Raw genomic sequence first — 16,275 nt, 5'->3', positions numbered from 1 at the left:
TTGATTGCTGGAGGGTGAAGGTACGCATGGGCCGGTGCACTGACTGGGTGAATGGATGTCAGGTGCGATTATATCGCCTCAGGCCTTGCGGTTGCAGGTCTGGGGATTAAATTAGACCGTGTGAAGTCACGGATTCAGGTTGAAGATTATCTCAGCACTATTGCCCGGCAGCTGAAAGCCATGGCCAATAATCGCGGGACCCGAACGGCGGCCCAGGGGTTTGGTTTGGCATTCCAGAATTATGAAAAACTGGTACAAGAGGAGCAGTCGACCTTACGAGAAAACGTCGAGGCTTATTATCAGCAGAATTTTTTGCCACCCTTGCAGCAAAATGGTGGTGCTAACGGACGTTCAGCCTCGGACTTCGTTGCATCCCTCAGCAAAAACAGCCTGGCTCTGCAGATGGGTTACATCGTGGACAACCCGAATCCTGTGGGGCAGAAAGACGAATTGGTATCGGCTGACGTCCATATCGCGCAGTTTTATAACACGCTTCACAAACAGTGGCACACCTCGTTCAAGGAGTTTCAGGAGGCGTTCGGCTACTACGATATTTATCTGATTGATGCCGATACAGGCCATGTTATCTATTCCGTAGCCAAAGAGGTGGATTTTGCTACCTCCCTGAAAGACGGTCCTTACGCGGATTCTGGCCTGGCGGCAGCTTATCGTCAGGCGATGTCTGACGGACAGGATACTGCTCCGACTTTTGTTGATTTTACTCGGTATGTACCGTCCTACGGTGCGCCCGCCGGATTTGTGGCAACCCCCATATATTCCGAAAAAGATGAGCGGCTGGCCGTGCTGGCCTTCCAGTTCCCCATCGACAGCCTGAACAACATCATGATGGAACGAGATGGCATGGGCGAAACCGGGGATGCCTATCTGGTGGGGCCGGATAACCTGATGCGGTCAGACTCCTACCTGGATCCGGAAAACCGCAGTGTTGTCGCTTCCTTTGCCGACCCGGAGAATGGACGCATTAGTTCGACATCGGTGGATGAGGCCCTGGCCGGAAATTCCGGTGAAGGCGTGGTTACGTCCTACCGTGGCGAGCCAGTGTTTTCCGCCCACAGGCCAGTTACCGTAGGCGGGCTGAACTGGGCGCTGGTGGCGGAGATTAGCGAAGACGAGGCCTTGGCGCCGGTGCGTGAAATGTGGACGCTGGCGGCGATAGCCATTGCTATTGTGCTCCTGGCTGTGGCGGCCGTGGCGGTCTGGACCGCAGTGCGGATCATGAAACCCCTCGGCAAAGACCCGTCCGAATTGCAGGCACTGGCGGAACAGGTAGCTGCAGGTAACCTGGTCATTGATTCGTCCGACAGTGACAATGCCACGGGCGTATACGGCTCCATGCTCAAGATGGTGTCAGACCTGAAAGAAGTGATCTTCAAGGTTGAAGAAGCGTCCCAGCGCCAGGCCAGTGGTATTTCCGAGCGGGCAGGAGCCGTTGTATTGCGGCTTCGCGAGGCAGTGGAAGAGGTTGCCCGGATGTCCGGTATGGCGGAGCAGATTGCTACGGCTTCCGAAGAGCAATCAGCCACGGCCGAAGAAGTAACGCGCAACGTATCCACAATTGCTGAAAAGTCCTTGGAGACCAAACAGGCCATGGTCCAGATCTCCGAAGCCAGTGGTGACTTGGCGGAGTTGTCTCATCAGCTCAGGGATTCTCTGTCCCGCTTTAAAGTCAGCTGAGTATGAGGCGTGCCTTCAACACTTAGGCCTGGCACACAGAAAAAAACCCGCTGCGGCGGGTTTTTTTATGGCGGTTATTCGGTCTCTTCGGGGATCACCGGAGGCGGAAAGCCGCCCAGTTCTTTCCAGCGATTCACAATGCCACAGAACAGGTCTGCGGTTTTTTCCGCGTCATAGGCGGCGGAATGGGCTTCCTTGTTGCTGAACGGAATGCCCGCGAGTTTGCAGGCCTGGGCCAGAACCGTGTGGCCATAGGCCAGGCCGGCCAGCGTGGCGGTATCGAAGGTTGAGAAAGGATGGAACGGGTTACGACGGATGTCGGCCCGCAGCGCGGCTGCAAAGATGAAGTTATGGTCAAAGGTGGCATTGTGGCCCACCAGGACGGCTCGCTTGCAATCGTGGTTCTTCACCGCCTTGCGAATGGGGCTGAAGATCTCGCTGAGTCCTTCCCGCTCGGGTACCGCTTCTCGCTCCGGATTCCACGGATCAATACCCGTGAAATCAAGCGCGGACTGCTCCAGATTCGCGCCTTCGAAAGGATCGATCTGCTGAACGTGGGTTTCAGCGCGCCGCACCCAGCCATCGTCGTCCATGGTCAGTATCACTGCCGCCACTTCCAGCAGGGCGTCCCGCTCGGGATTGAAGCCAGCGGTTTCCACGTCGACTACAACAGGCAGAAACCCGCGAAAGCGGCGGGACATGGGATGCGGTGGTTTGTTTTCGTCAGTCACTCAAGCTCCGGTCTTGGCCGTGTGTGAGAAGGAATGAGTCAGGTTTACGCCAGTTTCCAGTGAACGGTTTCACCAGCCTTGAGGGGCACGATGGTTCCGTCAGCCAGCGGCAGCTCTGCCGGCATGGTCCAGGGGTCACGAATCAGGGTGATGGTATCGGTATTCCGCGGTAGGCCATAGAAATCCGGCCCGTTGAAACTGGCGAATGCTTCAAGTTTATCCAGGATGCCAAGCTCTTCGAAAATGTCCGCATACAGACCGATTGCGCCGTAGGCCGAGTAACAGCCAGCGCAACCGCAGGCTGCCTCTTTGCGATCCTTTGAATGGGGGGCGGAATCCGTGCCCAGGAAAAAGCGTTTGTCGCCGCTGGCCACCGCGTCCCTGAGCGCCTGTTGATGGCGGTTACGCTTCAGGATTGGCAGGCAATAGAGATGCGGTCGAATGCCGCCTACCAGCATGTGGTTGCGGTTGTACATCAGGTGCTGGGGCGTCAGAGTCGCACCGAGGTTGTCACCGGCGTGCTGCCGGACAAATTCTGCGGAATCGGCCGTGGTGATATGTTCCAGTACAACCTTCAGGTTCGGGAAAGCCTCGAGAGTGGGTGCCAGGACACGCTCCAGAAATACCTTTTCCCGGTCAAAAATGTCGATATCGGCATCGGTTACCTCGCCGTGTACCAGCAGCAGCATGCCACAATTGGCCATGGCTTCCAGAACCGGGTAGATGTTGCGGATATCCTTCACGCCGGAGTCGGAATTGGTCGTTGCTCCGGCGGGGTAAAGCTTGGCAGCCACAACGCCGGCAGCCCTGGCATCCCGGATGGTCTGCGCCGTCATGCTCTCGGTCAGATACAGCGTCATCAACGGCTCGAACTCGGTGCCATTGGCAGCCGCCAGAATGCGTTCCCGGTAGGCTGTGGCATCGGCTGCGGTGGTAACTGGCGGTACCAGGTTAGGCATGATGATGGCGCGAGCGAAGCAGGCGGCCGTAGCCGGTACCACGTCGTTGAGAATGTCGCCGTCCCGTACGTGAAGGTGCCAGTCGTCGGGGCGTGTGAGCGTGAGCTTGTCTGTCATGGCGTTTGTCCGAAATACCTTTGGCGGGGCGAGCTTGTGCCCGGTTCTCTGGGAGCCGAAAAAATTTGGCGAATTATACCAGAAGGCGCGGGTGATTGTTTTCCGGTTGGTGGCTAAAGAACTTCCGGCTCAGGCCGTTAAACAGTCTGACTCTGCTAACTCCGGACACTGATGGCTAGCTCTATGGGATTTCGCCCCGGACAACTCCTGAATACTCTGCTGGTTGCCACGTTGCCCGTGGTGCTTCTGCCGGCAACCGCGCAGGCTGCCAGCTATGGCGCCGGAATCGAGAACAGCCAGTGGTATCTCGCCGAGTCGGTATTTGAATGCCGGCTGGTGCACGAAGTTCCCGGCTACGGTCGGGCGGTGTTCAATCATCGCGCCGGTGAAAGTCTCAGCTTTTTCCTGGAGTCTGATTCCGCATTGATGCGACCAGGGCGCGGCAGCCTTGTGGTCGAGGCACCGGCCTGGCGTCCGGGTGTGGCGCCGAAGCCCCTGGGAACGGTCAATGTCTCGGATGATCGCCGTCAGGTCTCGCTGGATACCCGTCAGGCGTTCGTGGTCGCCCATGGACTTCTGGACGGGATGCGCCCGACGGTAACCAGGGAATCGTGGTTTGATGGCCGCCCGGTGCGGGTTCAGGTCTCCAACATCAACTTCGCCGGCGAGTACCAGCGTTATCAGCGCTGTACGTCCAATCTTCTGCCGGTAAACTTTGATCAGATCCAGCGCTCGAGGGTGCCCTTTGCCAGCGGCAGCACGCAATTGTCCGATGCCGACAGGCAACTACTGGATAACATCGTGGCCTATGTGAATGCAGATTCCACGGTCGAGCGGATTTTCGTGGATGGCCATAGTGACAGTATTGGAAGCCGGATCGACAACCGTGCGCTTTCCGAAGATCGCGCCAATGTAGTAGCCGACTACCTCAAGGCGAGCGGTATTGATGAAAACATGATTACCGTTCGGGCTCACGGCGACCAGTACCCGGTATCCAACCGGCCCGCCGATAACCGCCGCACCAATATCCGCCTGCAACGGGCCGGTGACCGCCCGGAACTGCAACAGGCCAACGGCTATGGCGGCGAACCCAGGGGCTGATTGGCGTCAGTAAACCGAATCCAGAACTTCCAGGTGGGCATTGACGCTTTCCGCCAGGGCCCGCAGGTGGTAACCGCCTTCCAGGGTTGAAATGATCCGGTCATTGCTGTGCTCACTGGCGACACTCACAATCATTTCTGTTAGCCAGCGATAATCTTCCGTATCCAGATTCAGTTCTGCCATCGGATCCAGCCGGTGGGCATCAAAACCCGCCGAAATCAGGATCAACTGCGGTTTGAATTCATTCAGGCGCTTCAGCCATCCCGCCTCCACCTGCTTCCGGTACTCTTCAGACGAACAGTTTGCCTCAATCGGAATATTCACGATGTTGTCGGCCTGCCGGTGCACGTGGGAGTGCGGATAGAAGGGATGCTGGAAGCTTGAGCACATCAGGATACGCTCGTCGCCACTGACAATGTCTACGGTGCCATTGCCCTGGTGCACGTCGAAATCGATGATCGCGACCCGCTCCAAATGATGAAAGGTGAGGGCGCGCATGGCGGCCAGGGCAACGTTGTTGTAAAAACAGAACCCCATGGATTTCGCCCGCTCGGCATGGTGCCCGGGCGGCCGGGCACACACAAACGCGTTAGTAACCTGGCTGCTCATGACCATATCCACGGCCTGGATATTGGCACCAGCTGCCAGACGAGCGGCTCGAAGGGTGTCGGGCATCATGGCCGTGTCCGGGTCGGTAAACACGCGGCCGCGGGTCGGTTGCATCAGGTCCAGTTGATGGAGATATTTTTCCGGATGCACCATCAGAAGCTGATCACGGGTGATTTCTTCCGGCCGCACCCAGTCCAGCTTCTGGTCCAGGCCAGTATCAGCAAGGTAGCTGATGATGGCCGCCAGCCGCTCAGGGCTTTCCGGATGTTCCGGCCCCATGTTGTGTTTCATGAAGTCATCGTGGGAAAAGAATGCCGTGGTCATACGTCTCGGACTGCCTTCGATATGCTTATATTTTCTTCAAGCTTATCAGGGAAAACTGCACGATGCCGTGTTTCTTTGGTCTTATAACGGCGATAGTCATTTCACATCGGGGTATCAAGGCCTAAGATAAGAGTTACACTCATAAGTAACCTGTTTTATTACATTTATTTCCCAACGGTCTGCCGGCCGCATACAAAGGAGAGTCAGCTTGAGCACCCGGTATCTGGAGAGCCTGTTTAATCCCGCGTCCATTGCGGTGATCGGTGCGTCGGAGCGGGCAGACAACCTTGGCGGTATGGTGTTGCGGAACCTGATGGGGGGCGGTTATCCCGGCCGGTTACTGGTGGTTAACCAGAACGATTACGACAACGTGCACGGGGTGCCCTGCGTCAAGAAAGTCTCGAAAATGGAATTTTCCCCGGACCTGGCAATCATCTGTACGCCGCCGGATACCGTGGCCAAGACCATCAAGCGGCTGGGGGAGGCCGGGGTGCGCACCGCGATCGTTATGACCGGTGGCATGTCACGTACTCACAGTAAAACCGGCCAGCCCCTGATGTATTCCGTTCGTGAAGCGGCCCGGGAGACCGGAATCCGGGTTCTGGGCCCCAACACCATTGGCCTGATGGTCCCGGCACGCAGCCTGAACGCTACCTACGCCCATATGGGCGCCATCCCTGGCCGGGTTGCCTTCGTTGGCCAGTCCGGCACCATCGCCAGTTCGGTCATCGACTGGGCATTCGCCCGTGGTGTGGGGTTTTCCTACTTCCTGACCCTGGGCGATGGCATGGATATCGATCACGACGACCTGATCGACTACCTGGCGCAGGATACACAGACCCGTGCGATTCTCCTGCACATCGAAAACATTCCCAATGCCCGCCGCTTCATGTCGGCGGTGCGGGTGGCGTCCCGCACCAAGCCGGTGATTGCGGTGAAGTCCGGTCGGGTGCCGGAGTCGGAGTGGTTTCCCCACGACCTCCCTGATGGCCTGAAACGCAGCGATCCGATTTACGACGCCATGCTTCAGAGGGCAGGTGTGCTCCGGGTGGATGGCCTTGGCCAGATGTTTGATGCGCTCGAGACATTGACGCGGATGCGTCCCTTGCGCCGCGAAACCCTGGCGATCATGGCCAATGGGGTCGGCCCCGGGGTGTTGGCCGTGGACCGGTTGGCGGATCTTGGTGGTGAACTGGCAGAGCTGTCGAATTCCAGCATTGAGAACCTGGCCGAGCTGCTGCCACCTTACTGGACCCGCAAAAACCCCATTGACCTTAACTACGATGCCTCGCCGGAACTTTACGGCCAGGCCATCAAGATCCTGGCAAAGGATCCGGAAGTGGCAAACGTTCTGGTGATGTATGCCCCGAGTCTGACGGAGGACAGCCTCCAGATTGCGGACGCGGTTGTGCAGGCGTCCAAGGGCACACGTCTGAATGTGTTCACCTGCTGGCTCGGCCAGAGTACGGTCATGGATGCTCGGGAAGAGTTTTACCGGGCCGGGCTGCCGTCGTTCTTCAATCCCGAAAAAGCCGTGATGGCATTCATGCAGCATGTTCGTCACCAGCGGGTTCAGCGGCTGCTTACGGAAACGCCGGAATCCTTTACCGACCACTTTGCAGACCGCACCCACACCCGTCATGTGGTCAACAGGGCCCTTCGAGCAGGTCGGTATCACCTGTCGAACCGGGAAGCGCGGGACCTGGTGCGGGACTACGGGATCAGCACCATCGAAACCATGTACTGCGACGATATGGAAGAGGTGCTGGAGGTGTTTGCGGTTGAGCGGCGCCCCATCGACATTACCATCATTCACGAGCAGGCGTGCCATCCTTTTCTGGACCTGAGTCCGACCCAGCGTCGGTACAAGGGTACGGTCCAGAAACTGAACAGCGAGGCGGCCATCATGGATTCGTGCCGCTACCTGATGGAGGAGTACAAGAGCCATTTCCCGGAAAGTGGATTTCTAGGGTTTGCGGTTCAGCGTTCCTACCAGCACGTGGGTGGGATCGAGTTCAGTGTCGGCATTACCCGGGACGCATTGTTTGGGCCCCTGGTGGTTTGTGGTGCAGCTGGCGCCCAGATCAACGTGATGACCGATCGTCAGATCGCACTGCCGCCATTGAACATGGTGTTGGCCCGTGAGCTTCTGCGCCGTACCTACATGTACAAGCTGCTGAAAGAACACAGCCTGAAGCCGGAGGAGGATATCCGCGCGGTGTCCGAGACCCTGGTCACCCTCTCACAGATCGTTATCGACATTCCGGAAATCAAGGGGCTTGAGATCTCGCCCTTGCTGTTCAACGAGCAGGGGGCCGTGGCTGTCAATATTGCCATCAATCTGGCCGACAAGCCGGGGCGGCCGATTATTCAGCCTTACCCGCGGGAACTGGAGGAATGGATTGTTTTGCCCAAATCCGGGCGCCGGGTCATCATTCGACCGGTACTGGCGGAAGATGAGCCTGCCCACCGGGCGTTCCATGAGTTGCAGTCGCCGGAATCCATTCGTTACCGGTTCTTCCAGTATCGCAAGCATTTCTCTCGCGAAGACGTAGCCCAGATGGTGCAAATCGATTACGACCGGGAGATGGTTTTTATTGCCAACGCGCCCAGGGAAGACGGGGAAGGCGAGGAAACCCTCGGAACCGTGCGCACCTGGACCGATGCCGATAACCTGCAATGCGAGTTCGCGGTCATGGTGCACGATAAAATGAAGGGCGAAGGCCTCGGCGTTGCCCTGATGCAAAAGATGATCGATTACTGTCGGGCCAGGGGTACCGTGGAAATGGTGGGCAATGTGCTGCCGGATAATCGTCCCATGTTGCAGCTGGCGGAACATCTGGGCTTTGAAATCAAGTTCAATACCGAAGAGGAAGTGATGGATCTGCGGCTGGTCCTGAACGAACCGGAAAAAGACTGGCAGAGAGAGCGGCTGGGAAAGAGCGCCCACTGAAGAGCGCAAGGGAGGCCGGGTCAGATAAAGCGGGTATCTGACCCGGATTTACGGCACTACTCTTCGACAATCGCAGAGCGATCTTCGCCGCCGAGCGCTTCCAGGAGCCCTGGAATCAGCCGGGACAGCTCAAGGGTCATGAGCGTGAAAGCCGCATCAAACTTGGCAGCGTGGTCGTCCACGTCGACATCGTCCAGTTGATCCTGAAGTGTTTCGCCGAACTTGAGGCGACGGATGCCCAGTTCTTCATCCAGCACAAAGGAGACGTTGTCGTCCCAGGTCAGGGACAGCTTGGTCACCTGCATGCCCGCATCCAGATGGTTGCGGATTTCATCGGCTTTCAGGTCCAGGCCTTTGCAGCGAACCACGCCGCCATCTTCAGACGGATCCTTGAGTTCGCATTCAGTGCCCAGAACCACCTTGCCAGGCAGGTCGATGGATTCGTTCAGCCAACCGGTAAAGGTGAAAGCAGGTGCCTGTTCCACCGCGGGTGGACGAACCGGCAGCGATCCGAGGCTCTTGCGCAGAGTCGAGGCCAGATCTTCCGCCTGCTTGGCGGAACCCGCGTCCACCACCAGAACACCGTCCTGGGGGGCGAGGTAGGCAAAGGAGCGGCGGTTCTTGGAGAAGGCCTGGGGCAGCATCTCCAGCATTACCTGTTCCTTGATTTCGTCCTTTTCTTTGCGCCGGACCTTCCGGCCCTGCTCGAACTCGATGGCTTCGGCCTTCTCCTCAACCGCTTCTTTCACCACCGGGCCGGGAAGAATCTTTTCCTCCTTGCGCAGGGCAATCAGGTGATAGCCGTTGGCACTGTGAACCAGCTGTTCGCCATGCTTGCCCAGGGGCGGAACCCAGCCCTGGCGGCTGGTTTCCTGAGGTCCGCAGGGCTTGAAGGCATCGGCCTGGAGCTTGTCTTCCAGCTCTTCGGCAGAGATATCAAAGGGTTTGGTAAATCGGAATACGCGGGCGTTGCGAAACCACATCAGGGCTGGTCCTTGTCTTTCATATTTGCATGATCTCTACGAGTACGGTTTTAACGATAAAGCCCACAACGCCGGCGCCCAGCACCGTAAACAGTGCGATGGTGCCGAACTTGCCGGCCTGGGATTTCTTGGCCAGATCCCAGACGATGACACCCATCCAGACAATCAGGCCGGTCAGAAACACCAGCATGGCGATCTGGGAAAACATTGCTTCGTTCATTGCTGACTCCGATTTCAACGTGGATTACTGTTCATCCCGCAGGAAAACCCAGTTGTTCTTATCGGATTGGTCTTCGCTGAAGTAATAGCCTTCGAGGTTGAATCCCTTGAGGTCGTCGGCCTGGGTAATGCGGTTCTGAATGGCAAACCGACACATCAGCCCCCGGGCTTTCTTGGCATAAAAGCTGATCATCTTGTACTGACCATTCTTCCAGTCCTTGAATTGGGGGGTAATCAGCCGGCCTTCAAGGTCTTTCTTCTTTACGCTTTTGAAATACTCGTTGGAGGCGAGGTTGACCAGCACGCCGTCGTCATCCGCAAGCAGCCGGTTGATCTCCTCTGTGATCTTGCTGCCCCAGAAGGCATACAGATCCTTGCCACGGTTATTCTCGAACCGGGTACCCATTTCCAGGCGGTAGGGCTGCATCAGGTCCAGCGGTTTCAGGACGCCATACAGACCGGAAAGCATGCGCAGATGCTGTTGGGCAAAGTCGAAGTCCTGTTCACTGAAGCTCTCGGCGTCCAGGCCGGTGTACACGTCACCTTTGAAAGCCAGCACAGCCTGCCGGGCATTCTCGGGGGTAAACGGTGTGTGCCAGTTCTGGAAGCGCTCGGCGTTCAGCTGCCCAAGCTTGTCGCTGATGCTCATCAGATTGCTGATCTGGTGCGGCTCCAGCGTTTTAAGCTGGTCGACCAGCTCGCAGGCATCCTCAAGGAATTCCGGCTGAGTATAGGTACTGGTCGCCAGCGGACTCTCGTAATCCAGCGTTTTGGCAGGGGAAATAACCATCAACATGTCAGGCAATCCTCATTGCAGGAATGTAAGTAAGTCATCCCTGGTAAAAGGCCAGTCCAGTTCCACACCGGTATCGTTGCGTCGGAGCACCGGTATCCGGGTACCGTAGCGTTCTACCAGTTCTTCGGACTGGGCAATGTCCACCACGTCTACCGGGATCGGCTCCGGCATGGGCGTGCTTACAAGCAGGGCTTCGGCCAGTTCACACAGGTGGCACTGAGAGGTTGTGTAAAAAAGCAGTTCCATTATTTCGGTTGTGCGTCCAGTTTCTGGCCGTTGACGCCCTGGCTGTCCTTGCCCATGAGGTACAGGTAAATCGGCATCAGGTCCTCTGGTGCCGGATTTTGCTGTGGATTCTCCGCCGGATAGGCGTGGGCTCTCATGTTGGTACGGGTCGCGCCGGGGTTCAGACTGTTTACCCGGACATTGTGACGCTCGTCGTCCAGCTCTTCGGACAGCAACTGGCTCAGGCCCTCTACGGCAAACTTGGAGACGGCATAGGCGCCCCAGTAGGCTTTTGCCTTGCGGCCGACACCAGAGGAGGTGAAGATCACCGAGGCGTCGTCGGATTTGCGAAGCAGGGGAATCATTGCCCGGCTTAGCAGGAAAGGCGCCGTTGCGTTCACGTGCATGACCTTGTTCCAGGTTTCCGGGTCATAAAGCTCCACAGGACTGCGGTCGCCCAGAATTGCCGCGTTGTGCAGCAAACCATCCAGCTGCCCGAAGTTATCTTCCAGGGTCATAGCCAATTCTTCGTAGTCTTTCACCGCGGCGCCCTCGAAGTTCATGGGCACGATGGCAGGCTTGGGGTGGCCCGCTGCCTCAATTTCATCGTAAACCGTTTCGAGTTTGCTGACCGTGCGACCTACCAGTACCACGGTGGCGCCGTGGGCGGCGTAGGCCTTCGCTGCAGCCCGGCCAATGCCGCTGCCGGCACCCGTCACCATTACGATGCGGTCTTTCAGAAGATCGGCGGGTGCTTGGTAATCATGCATAACCTGTCTCCGTGTCAGGCTGTTACCGGCTGAACACCGGATCCTAAATTTGATGCGCTATTGTAACAGCTTTGCCAGATCCGTGACGGTGTCGGCGATGAGGTCCGCTTGCCACAGGTCAATGGCTTCCGGCTCCTCAATGTAACCGTAGCGGACGGCGATGGTTTTCATGCCTGCGTTACGCCCGGCTTCGATGTCCCGTTCGTGGTCGCCCACATAAATGCCGGTGGCGGGATCGGCGCCGATCTGCTGGCAGGCCAGAAAGAGGGCCTCCGGATGAGGTTTGCGCTGGGCAACGTGATCGGGGCAAACCAGAGCCGCGCAACGGTCAGCCAGGTTAAGGGCCTCGATCAGTGGAACCGCGAACCTGGCAGGCTTATTGGTCACAATGCCCCAGGGAATACCTTGCTCCTCGAGGGCTTTGAGAAGCTCGTCCATGCCCTCGAACAGGCTGGTCTCCACTGCCACGCCCGCCTCGTAGAGGTCGAGGAACGCGGTGTGTTTTTCCAGGTATTCCGGATGTTCCGGTTCCAGGCCGAAGCCGACCCGGATCATGGCGCGCGCGCCGTTCGAGACCGAGCGTCGGATATGCTCGTGTGGAAGGGCGGCGAGCCCGTGCTGTTCCCGTAACTGATTAAGGCACCGGATAAAGTCCGGTGCGGTGTCAATCAGCGTTCCATCCAGATCAAACAGGACCGTGGAGGCTCGATGCGTGGTTTCAGGCTTCACGAATATCTCTGGCATGCATCAGATAGTTGACGTCCACGTCCCGTCCTAGCTTGTATACCTTGGTGACGGGGTTATAGGTCATCCCCGTAAGCTCACGGACTTCCAGCCCTGCGTGGCGAAGATGGTCGGACATTTCCGATGGCCGGATAAATTTCTTCCATTCGTGGGTGCCTTTGGGTAGCAACCTGAGCACGTACTCCGCCCCCACAATCGCAAAAAGAAACGATTTCGGGTTCCGGTTGATGGTTGATACAAACAGATGGCCGCCCGGTTTCAGCATGGCGGCACAGGACCTCACCACCGATGCGGGGTCCGGTACATGCTCAAGCATTTCCAGGCAGGTGACCACGTCGTACTGGCCCGCGTGTTCGCTGTCCTCGGCCAGTTCCTCGATGGTGATCTGGCGATAATCCACATTCACGCCGCTCTCCATGCCATGCAGCCGCGCGACGGCCAGCGGAGCCTCGCCCATGTCGATACCGGTAACGTGGGCGCCTCGCTGGGCCATGCCCTCCGACAGCAAGCCACCACCGCAGCCGACATCCAGAGCGCGCTTTCCGGCCAGGGAAACCCGCTCGTCGATGTAGTTCAGCCGCAGGGGATTAATATCATGCAGTGGCTTGAATTCGCTCGAGGGATCCCACCAGCGGCTGGCAAGGGCCTCGAATTTGGCGATCTCGTTCCGGTCTACGTTCTGGTTTGTCATGGTTGGTTCTGCCTGGTGAATCAATAGGAAATCAGTTAGTCAGCCTTTGTGCGGATTCGCCCGGCCCAGTCCTCAACTCGAAGCATGAGATCGGCAACGTCAATGCGGGTAAGCCGGCCATCCTGTACTTGTGGTACGCCGTTAATCCAGCTGTGGCTTACTGATCGACCATGGTTGCTGTATACGAGGTGCGAAGCCGGGTCGTAGACCGGCTGCAAAAACGGGTCGCTCAGGTCAATGGCAATGATGTCCGCCAGCTTGCCCTCGGCCAGAGAACCCAGTTCATGGTCCCGCCCCAGAGCCCTTGCCCCGTTGATGGTGGCCATCTGTAGGGCCTTGTGCGCCGACAGCGCCGAGGCATCATTGGCCACTACTTTGGCCATCATGGCGGCAGTCCGAAGTTCCCCGAACAGATCGAGGTCGTTGTTGCTGGCGGCGCCGTCGGTGCCTATGGCAACGTTGATCCCGCTATCGAGGAGTTCCTGCACCGGACAAAGGCCGCTGGCCAGCTTCAGATTCGATTCCGGGCAGTGGATAACATGGGCGCCCGTTTGTTTAAGCAAGCTGATATCGCTGGCATCGATCTGGGTCATATGGACGCACTGGGTCTCTGGGCGGAGCAGGCCGAGATCCGCCAGCCGGGCTGTCGGCCGTTGACCCAGCTTTTCAGTAGCCTCGGCCACTTCGAATGCCGTTTCGTGCAGGTGGATCTGGATGGCTGCGCCGGTCTTTTCGGAGAGCCGGACGGCTTCAATCATCGGGCCGTCGGACACAGTGTAGGGTGCATGGGGGCCAATGGCCGGCATGATGTAGCAATCGTTTTTCCAGCTGTCGATAAAGTCGGCGCCCTTGCTCAGGTATTCCTCGGGTCCGGCACCCCACGGCGTCGGGAAGTCGAGCAGCGGAAAACAGACTTGCGCACGAATGCCCGTATCGTGCGCCATCTGAGCCGCAATTTCCGGGAAGAAATACATGTCAGAAAACGTGGTGGTTCCCGTACGCAGCATCTCGGCCATGGCCAGTTGGGTGCCATCGGCAATGAACTGCTCGCTGATAAAGCGACCTTCGGCCGGCCAGATATGGTCATTCAGCCAGGTCATCAGCGGAAGATCGTCTGCCATGCCCCTGAACAGGCTCATGGCCGCGTGGCCGTGCATGTTGATCAGGCCGGGCATGACGACGTGGTTCGGAAGATCAACGGTTTCCCGGGTTCTGAACGATCTGTCCGCCTGTTCCTGGGGAATGACTGCGGCAAGGCGGTCACCCTGGATAATCACTGCATAATGCTCAAGTACCGTGCCTGCCGGCTCAATCGGGATCAGCCAGCGCGCGTTGATGCGAATATCGGCTGCGGTGATAGTGTCTGCCGTCATTTATCCTGCCTTACAGCGCATGGCGCGGAGCTTCCACACCTTGAAAATGTAGCCCGGAAGTATAACCGTTATACTGGCAGTTTTCAGCGCTGAAAAACCGGAGCAGTCTTCTATGACAACAACCCCGAAACCCTCCCAAGAACGGGCCATTGGCACCGTTGCGATTCGCTGGCACGGCAGCAGTCTTGAGCTGCTGGATCAACGCCTGCTGCCGGGAGAGGAGCACTGGATAACGCTGGAAGGCGCTGCCGGTGTAGCGCAGAGTATCCGGGATATGGTGGTTCGGGGCGCTCCTGCAATCGGCATCAGTGCAGCCTACGGGGTGGCCCTTGCGGCCAGACATGCCGGTGGCGGGGACTGGAAGGCCGAAATCAAACAGGCCATTCGCGAGCTTGCAGCTTCACGTCCGACCGCAGTAAACCTGTTCTGGGCGCTGCAGCGCATGGAAAGGATTTTCCACGCGTGCCATTCGCTGGACGAAGCGGTAAAACGCCTGGCCTCGGAGGCCCGGGCCATACATGAGGAAGACCTGGCCGCCAACTTTGCCATGGCGGACCATGCCCTTGAGTTTATCGGAGCAGAGGCACCGTTTTCGGTGCTGACCCATTGCAATACCGGTGCATTGGCCACCGGGGGCTACGGTACGGCACTGGGCGTTGTTCGTCGTCTCCATGAGGAAAAGCTGCTGGCAGACGTCTATGCCGACGAGACTCGCCCCTGGCTTCAGGGTGGCCGGTTGACGGCCTGGGAACTTTCACGCGACGGCATTCCCGTCACGTTGAATGCCGATGGTGCCGCTGCCGCCATCATGGCCCGGAAAGACGTACGCTGGGTGATCGTCGGCGCGGATCGAATAACTGCCAATGGTGATGTGGTCAACAAGATCGGCACCTACAGCCTGGCGGTTCTGGCCCGCCATCACAAAGTGGGCTTCATGGTGGTCGCGCCTTCAAGCACGGTGGACATGGCCACGGCGTCAGGGGCAGATGTGGCCATTGAGGAGCGCGACGGCATTGAGATCCGGGAGATACGCGGTATCGGGTTGGCGCCGGAAGGCATCAACGCATTCAATCCGGTCTTTGACGTGACACCGGCAAGCCTGATCGACGCGATCGTTACTGAAAAGGGCGTGGTGCATAACCCGAATATAACCGGTATGCAGGCGTTATTTGGTTGACGGTGGGGTGCGCTCCGGCTGCTTCTTTTTGGCGGCAGGCTTGTCAGGTGACCTTTTCACGTCGGGGTGCTTTTCCTCGTAGGTGGCCCTGAGTTCGGCCACCTGCCGTTCCTGCTCCTCAATAAAGTGCAGGGACATTTCAAAGCTTTGACGGGTGAACTCCAGCACTTTCTGGAAACCTTCATCCGAGAGCGTGCGAGCGTCATCATGCCGGCGGAAGATGTTGATAAACTCCCGCTCCCGCTCAAATTGCAGGGGCAGTCTCGCCACGCCCCAGTCATTCAGAATCTGCCAGACTTCGGGATTGTAGTTGCGCGTGGTGCGCATGATGAACGGGATGGGATCGTTTCTGGCAATGAGGGCTGCCAGACGTAGTATCAGTTCGAAGGACAGGGTGGTGGTGCCGTTCTCTATAGCCTCCAGGACGGACTTGTCCCGCAGGTTAAGGGCCTCGCTCATTTCAGATACGGTGAGGCCGGCCACTTCGCGGATGTCTTTGAGAGACTGGCCTGCTGTGAGCATTGCCCGCAGCTGATCCTGGGAATTGATCAGTGCCCGGCCCACCCGAAGAGACGTATCCGTCGCCTTGACCCCGAAGCGGAGCGCAGACCCGGTAAGGCTTGCCAGGCGGTCGATCAGGCCTTCCGGCGTTCGTTCCTGAGCCGCCGGTTTCTCCAACCCTTCCACTTCCTCCAGGGAGCGCATGGCATGTAGCGCGTCCAGTAGCATGTCTTGCAACATCCGTGCTTTCTGGTGGCTATCCTGTCCGCCTGCGTCCTGCTCAGTCATGAGACTTGGAGCTGCCTGT

At 58.0% G+C, this 16,275-nt stretch carries 16 protein-coding genes; 4 read left to right on the top strand and 12 right to left on the bottom strand.

What is annotated here, in order from left to right; translation table 11 throughout:
- Positions 1–120 precede the first annotated feature (120 nt).
- On the top strand, positions 121–1,695 hold the full coding sequence (locus tag AC13E3_RS02300) for a cache domain-containing protein (protein ID WP_482901663.1): 1,575 nt from the start codon (positions 121–123) through the stop codon (positions 1,693–1,695).
- 74 nt (positions 1,696–1,769) lie between these two features.
- Here AC13E3_RS02300 and rnt read toward each other — a convergent pair whose 3' ends face one another.
- Together rnt and pyrC are read right to left on the bottom strand one after the other, a co-directional pair.
- The gene (gene rnt, locus AC13E3_RS02295; RefSeq protein WP_075267700.1) at positions 1,770–2,426 is read right to left on the bottom strand and encodes a ribonuclease T; all 657 of its coding nucleotides are present in this window, start codon (positions 2,424–2,426) and stop codon (positions 1,770–1,772) included.
- Positions 2,427–2,470: 44 nt separating this feature from the next.
- On the bottom strand, positions 2,471–3,502 hold the full coding sequence (pyrC, locus tag AC13E3_RS02290) for a dihydroorotase (protein ID WP_053114884.1): 1,032 nt from the start codon (positions 3,500–3,502) through the stop codon (positions 2,471–2,473).
- Between the two features lie 183 nt (positions 3,503–3,685).
- On the opposite strand from pyrC, the gene AC13E3_RS02285 reads away from it, so the two are divergent.
- Positions 3,686–4,603, top strand: coding sequence for a flagellar protein MotY (locus AC13E3_RS02285; protein ID WP_053114885.1), 918 nt, complete (start codon positions 3,686–3,688; stop codon positions 4,601–4,603).
- A 6-nt stretch (positions 4,604–4,609) separates the two neighbouring features.
- On the opposite strand, the gene AC13E3_RS02280 is transcribed toward AC13E3_RS02285, so the two are convergent.
- Entirely contained in the window at positions 4,610–5,536 is a 927-nt protein-coding gene (locus AC13E3_RS02280) for a histone deacetylase family protein (protein WP_053114886.1), read from the bottom strand.
- 208 nt (positions 5,537–5,744) lie between these two features.
- Between AC13E3_RS02280 and AC13E3_RS02275 the strand changes: the two genes are divergently transcribed.
- Positions 5,745–8,489: a bifunctional acetate--CoA ligase family protein/GNAT family N-acetyltransferase gene (locus AC13E3_RS02275; protein ID WP_092034051.1), complete on the top strand. Its 2,745-nt coding sequence runs from the start codon at positions 5,745–5,747 to the stop codon at positions 8,487–8,489.
- A gap of 56 nt (positions 8,490–8,545) precedes the next feature.
- Here the strand turns inward: AC13E3_RS02275 and rdgC are convergent, their stop codons facing one another.
- The 8 genes from rdgC to AC13E3_RS02235 are packed head-to-tail and all read right to left on the bottom strand — an operon-like array spanning position 8,546 to position 14,290.
- Positions 8,546–9,472, bottom strand: coding sequence for a recombination-associated protein RdgC (gene rdgC, locus AC13E3_RS02270; protein ID WP_008171444.1), 927 nt, complete (start codon positions 9,470–9,472; stop codon positions 8,546–8,548).
- Positions 9,473–9,491: 19 nt separating this feature from the next.
- A complete protein-coding gene (locus AC13E3_RS02265) occupies positions 9,492–9,692 on the bottom strand; it encodes a DUF2788 domain-containing protein (protein ID WP_008171445.1) in 201 nt (66 codons plus the stop codon).
- Between the two features lie 24 nt (positions 9,693–9,716).
- Positions 9,717–10,487 carry a peroxide stress protein YaaA gene (gene yaaA, locus AC13E3_RS02260; protein WP_008171447.1) on the bottom strand — a complete coding sequence of 257 codons (771 nt, stop codon included), beginning with the start codon at positions 10,485–10,487 and terminating at the stop codon, positions 9,717–9,719.
- Positions 10,488–10,499: 12 nt separating this feature from the next.
- Positions 10,500–10,733, bottom strand: a complete 234-nt coding sequence (locus tag AC13E3_RS02255; RefSeq protein ID WP_008171448.1) for a glutaredoxin family protein — start codon at positions 10,731–10,733, stop codon at positions 10,500–10,502.
- A complete protein-coding gene (locus tag AC13E3_RS02250; protein ID WP_008171450.1) occupies positions 10,733–11,482 on the bottom strand; it encodes a YciK family oxidoreductase in 750 nt (249 codons plus the stop codon). The genes AC13E3_RS02255 and AC13E3_RS02250 overlap by 1 nt, the downstream gene beginning before the upstream one ends.
- A 57-nt stretch (positions 11,483–11,539) precedes the next feature.
- Positions 11,540–12,226 carry a phosphoglycolate phosphatase gene (gene gph, locus AC13E3_RS02245; RefSeq protein ID WP_241956276.1) on the bottom strand — a complete coding sequence of 229 codons (687 nt, stop codon included), beginning with the start codon at positions 12,224–12,226 and terminating at the stop codon, positions 11,540–11,542.
- Positions 12,201–12,917 (bottom strand): bifunctional 2-polyprenyl-6-hydroxyphenol methylase/3-demethylubiquinol 3-O-methyltransferase UbiG, encoded by a 717-nt coding sequence (gene ubiG, locus AC13E3_RS02240; RefSeq protein WP_008171454.1) that lies wholly within the window; start codon positions 12,915–12,917, stop codon positions 12,201–12,203. Before ubiG ends, gph begins: the two co-directional genes overlap by 26 nt.
- A gap of 35 nt (positions 12,918–12,952) precedes the next feature.
- On the bottom strand, positions 12,953–14,290 hold the full coding sequence (locus AC13E3_RS02235; RefSeq protein WP_008171456.1) for a TRZ/ATZ family hydrolase: 1,338 nt from the start codon (positions 14,288–14,290) through the stop codon (positions 12,953–12,955).
- Between the two features lie 112 nt (positions 14,291–14,402).
- Between AC13E3_RS02235 and mtnA the strand changes: the two genes are divergently transcribed.
- A complete protein-coding gene (mtnA, locus tag AC13E3_RS02230) occupies positions 14,403–15,467 on the top strand; it encodes an S-methyl-5-thioribose-1-phosphate isomerase (protein WP_405419078.1) in 1,065 nt (354 codons plus the stop codon).
- Here the strand turns inward: mtnA and AC13E3_RS02225 are convergent.
- On the bottom strand, positions 15,456–16,256 hold the full coding sequence (locus AC13E3_RS02225) for a helix-turn-helix domain-containing protein (protein WP_039881881.1): 801 nt from the start codon (positions 16,254–16,256) through the stop codon (positions 15,456–15,458). The two genes, mtnA and AC13E3_RS02225, sit on opposite strands and share 12 nt — an antisense overlap.
- Positions 16,257–16,275: the final 19 nt, after the last annotated feature.

This window comes from Marinobacter sp. L-80 (assembly GCF_056859395.1).
Note: the sequence above shows the minus strand (reverse complement) of the source record. Positions and strands in the feature narration are given on the sequence as shown.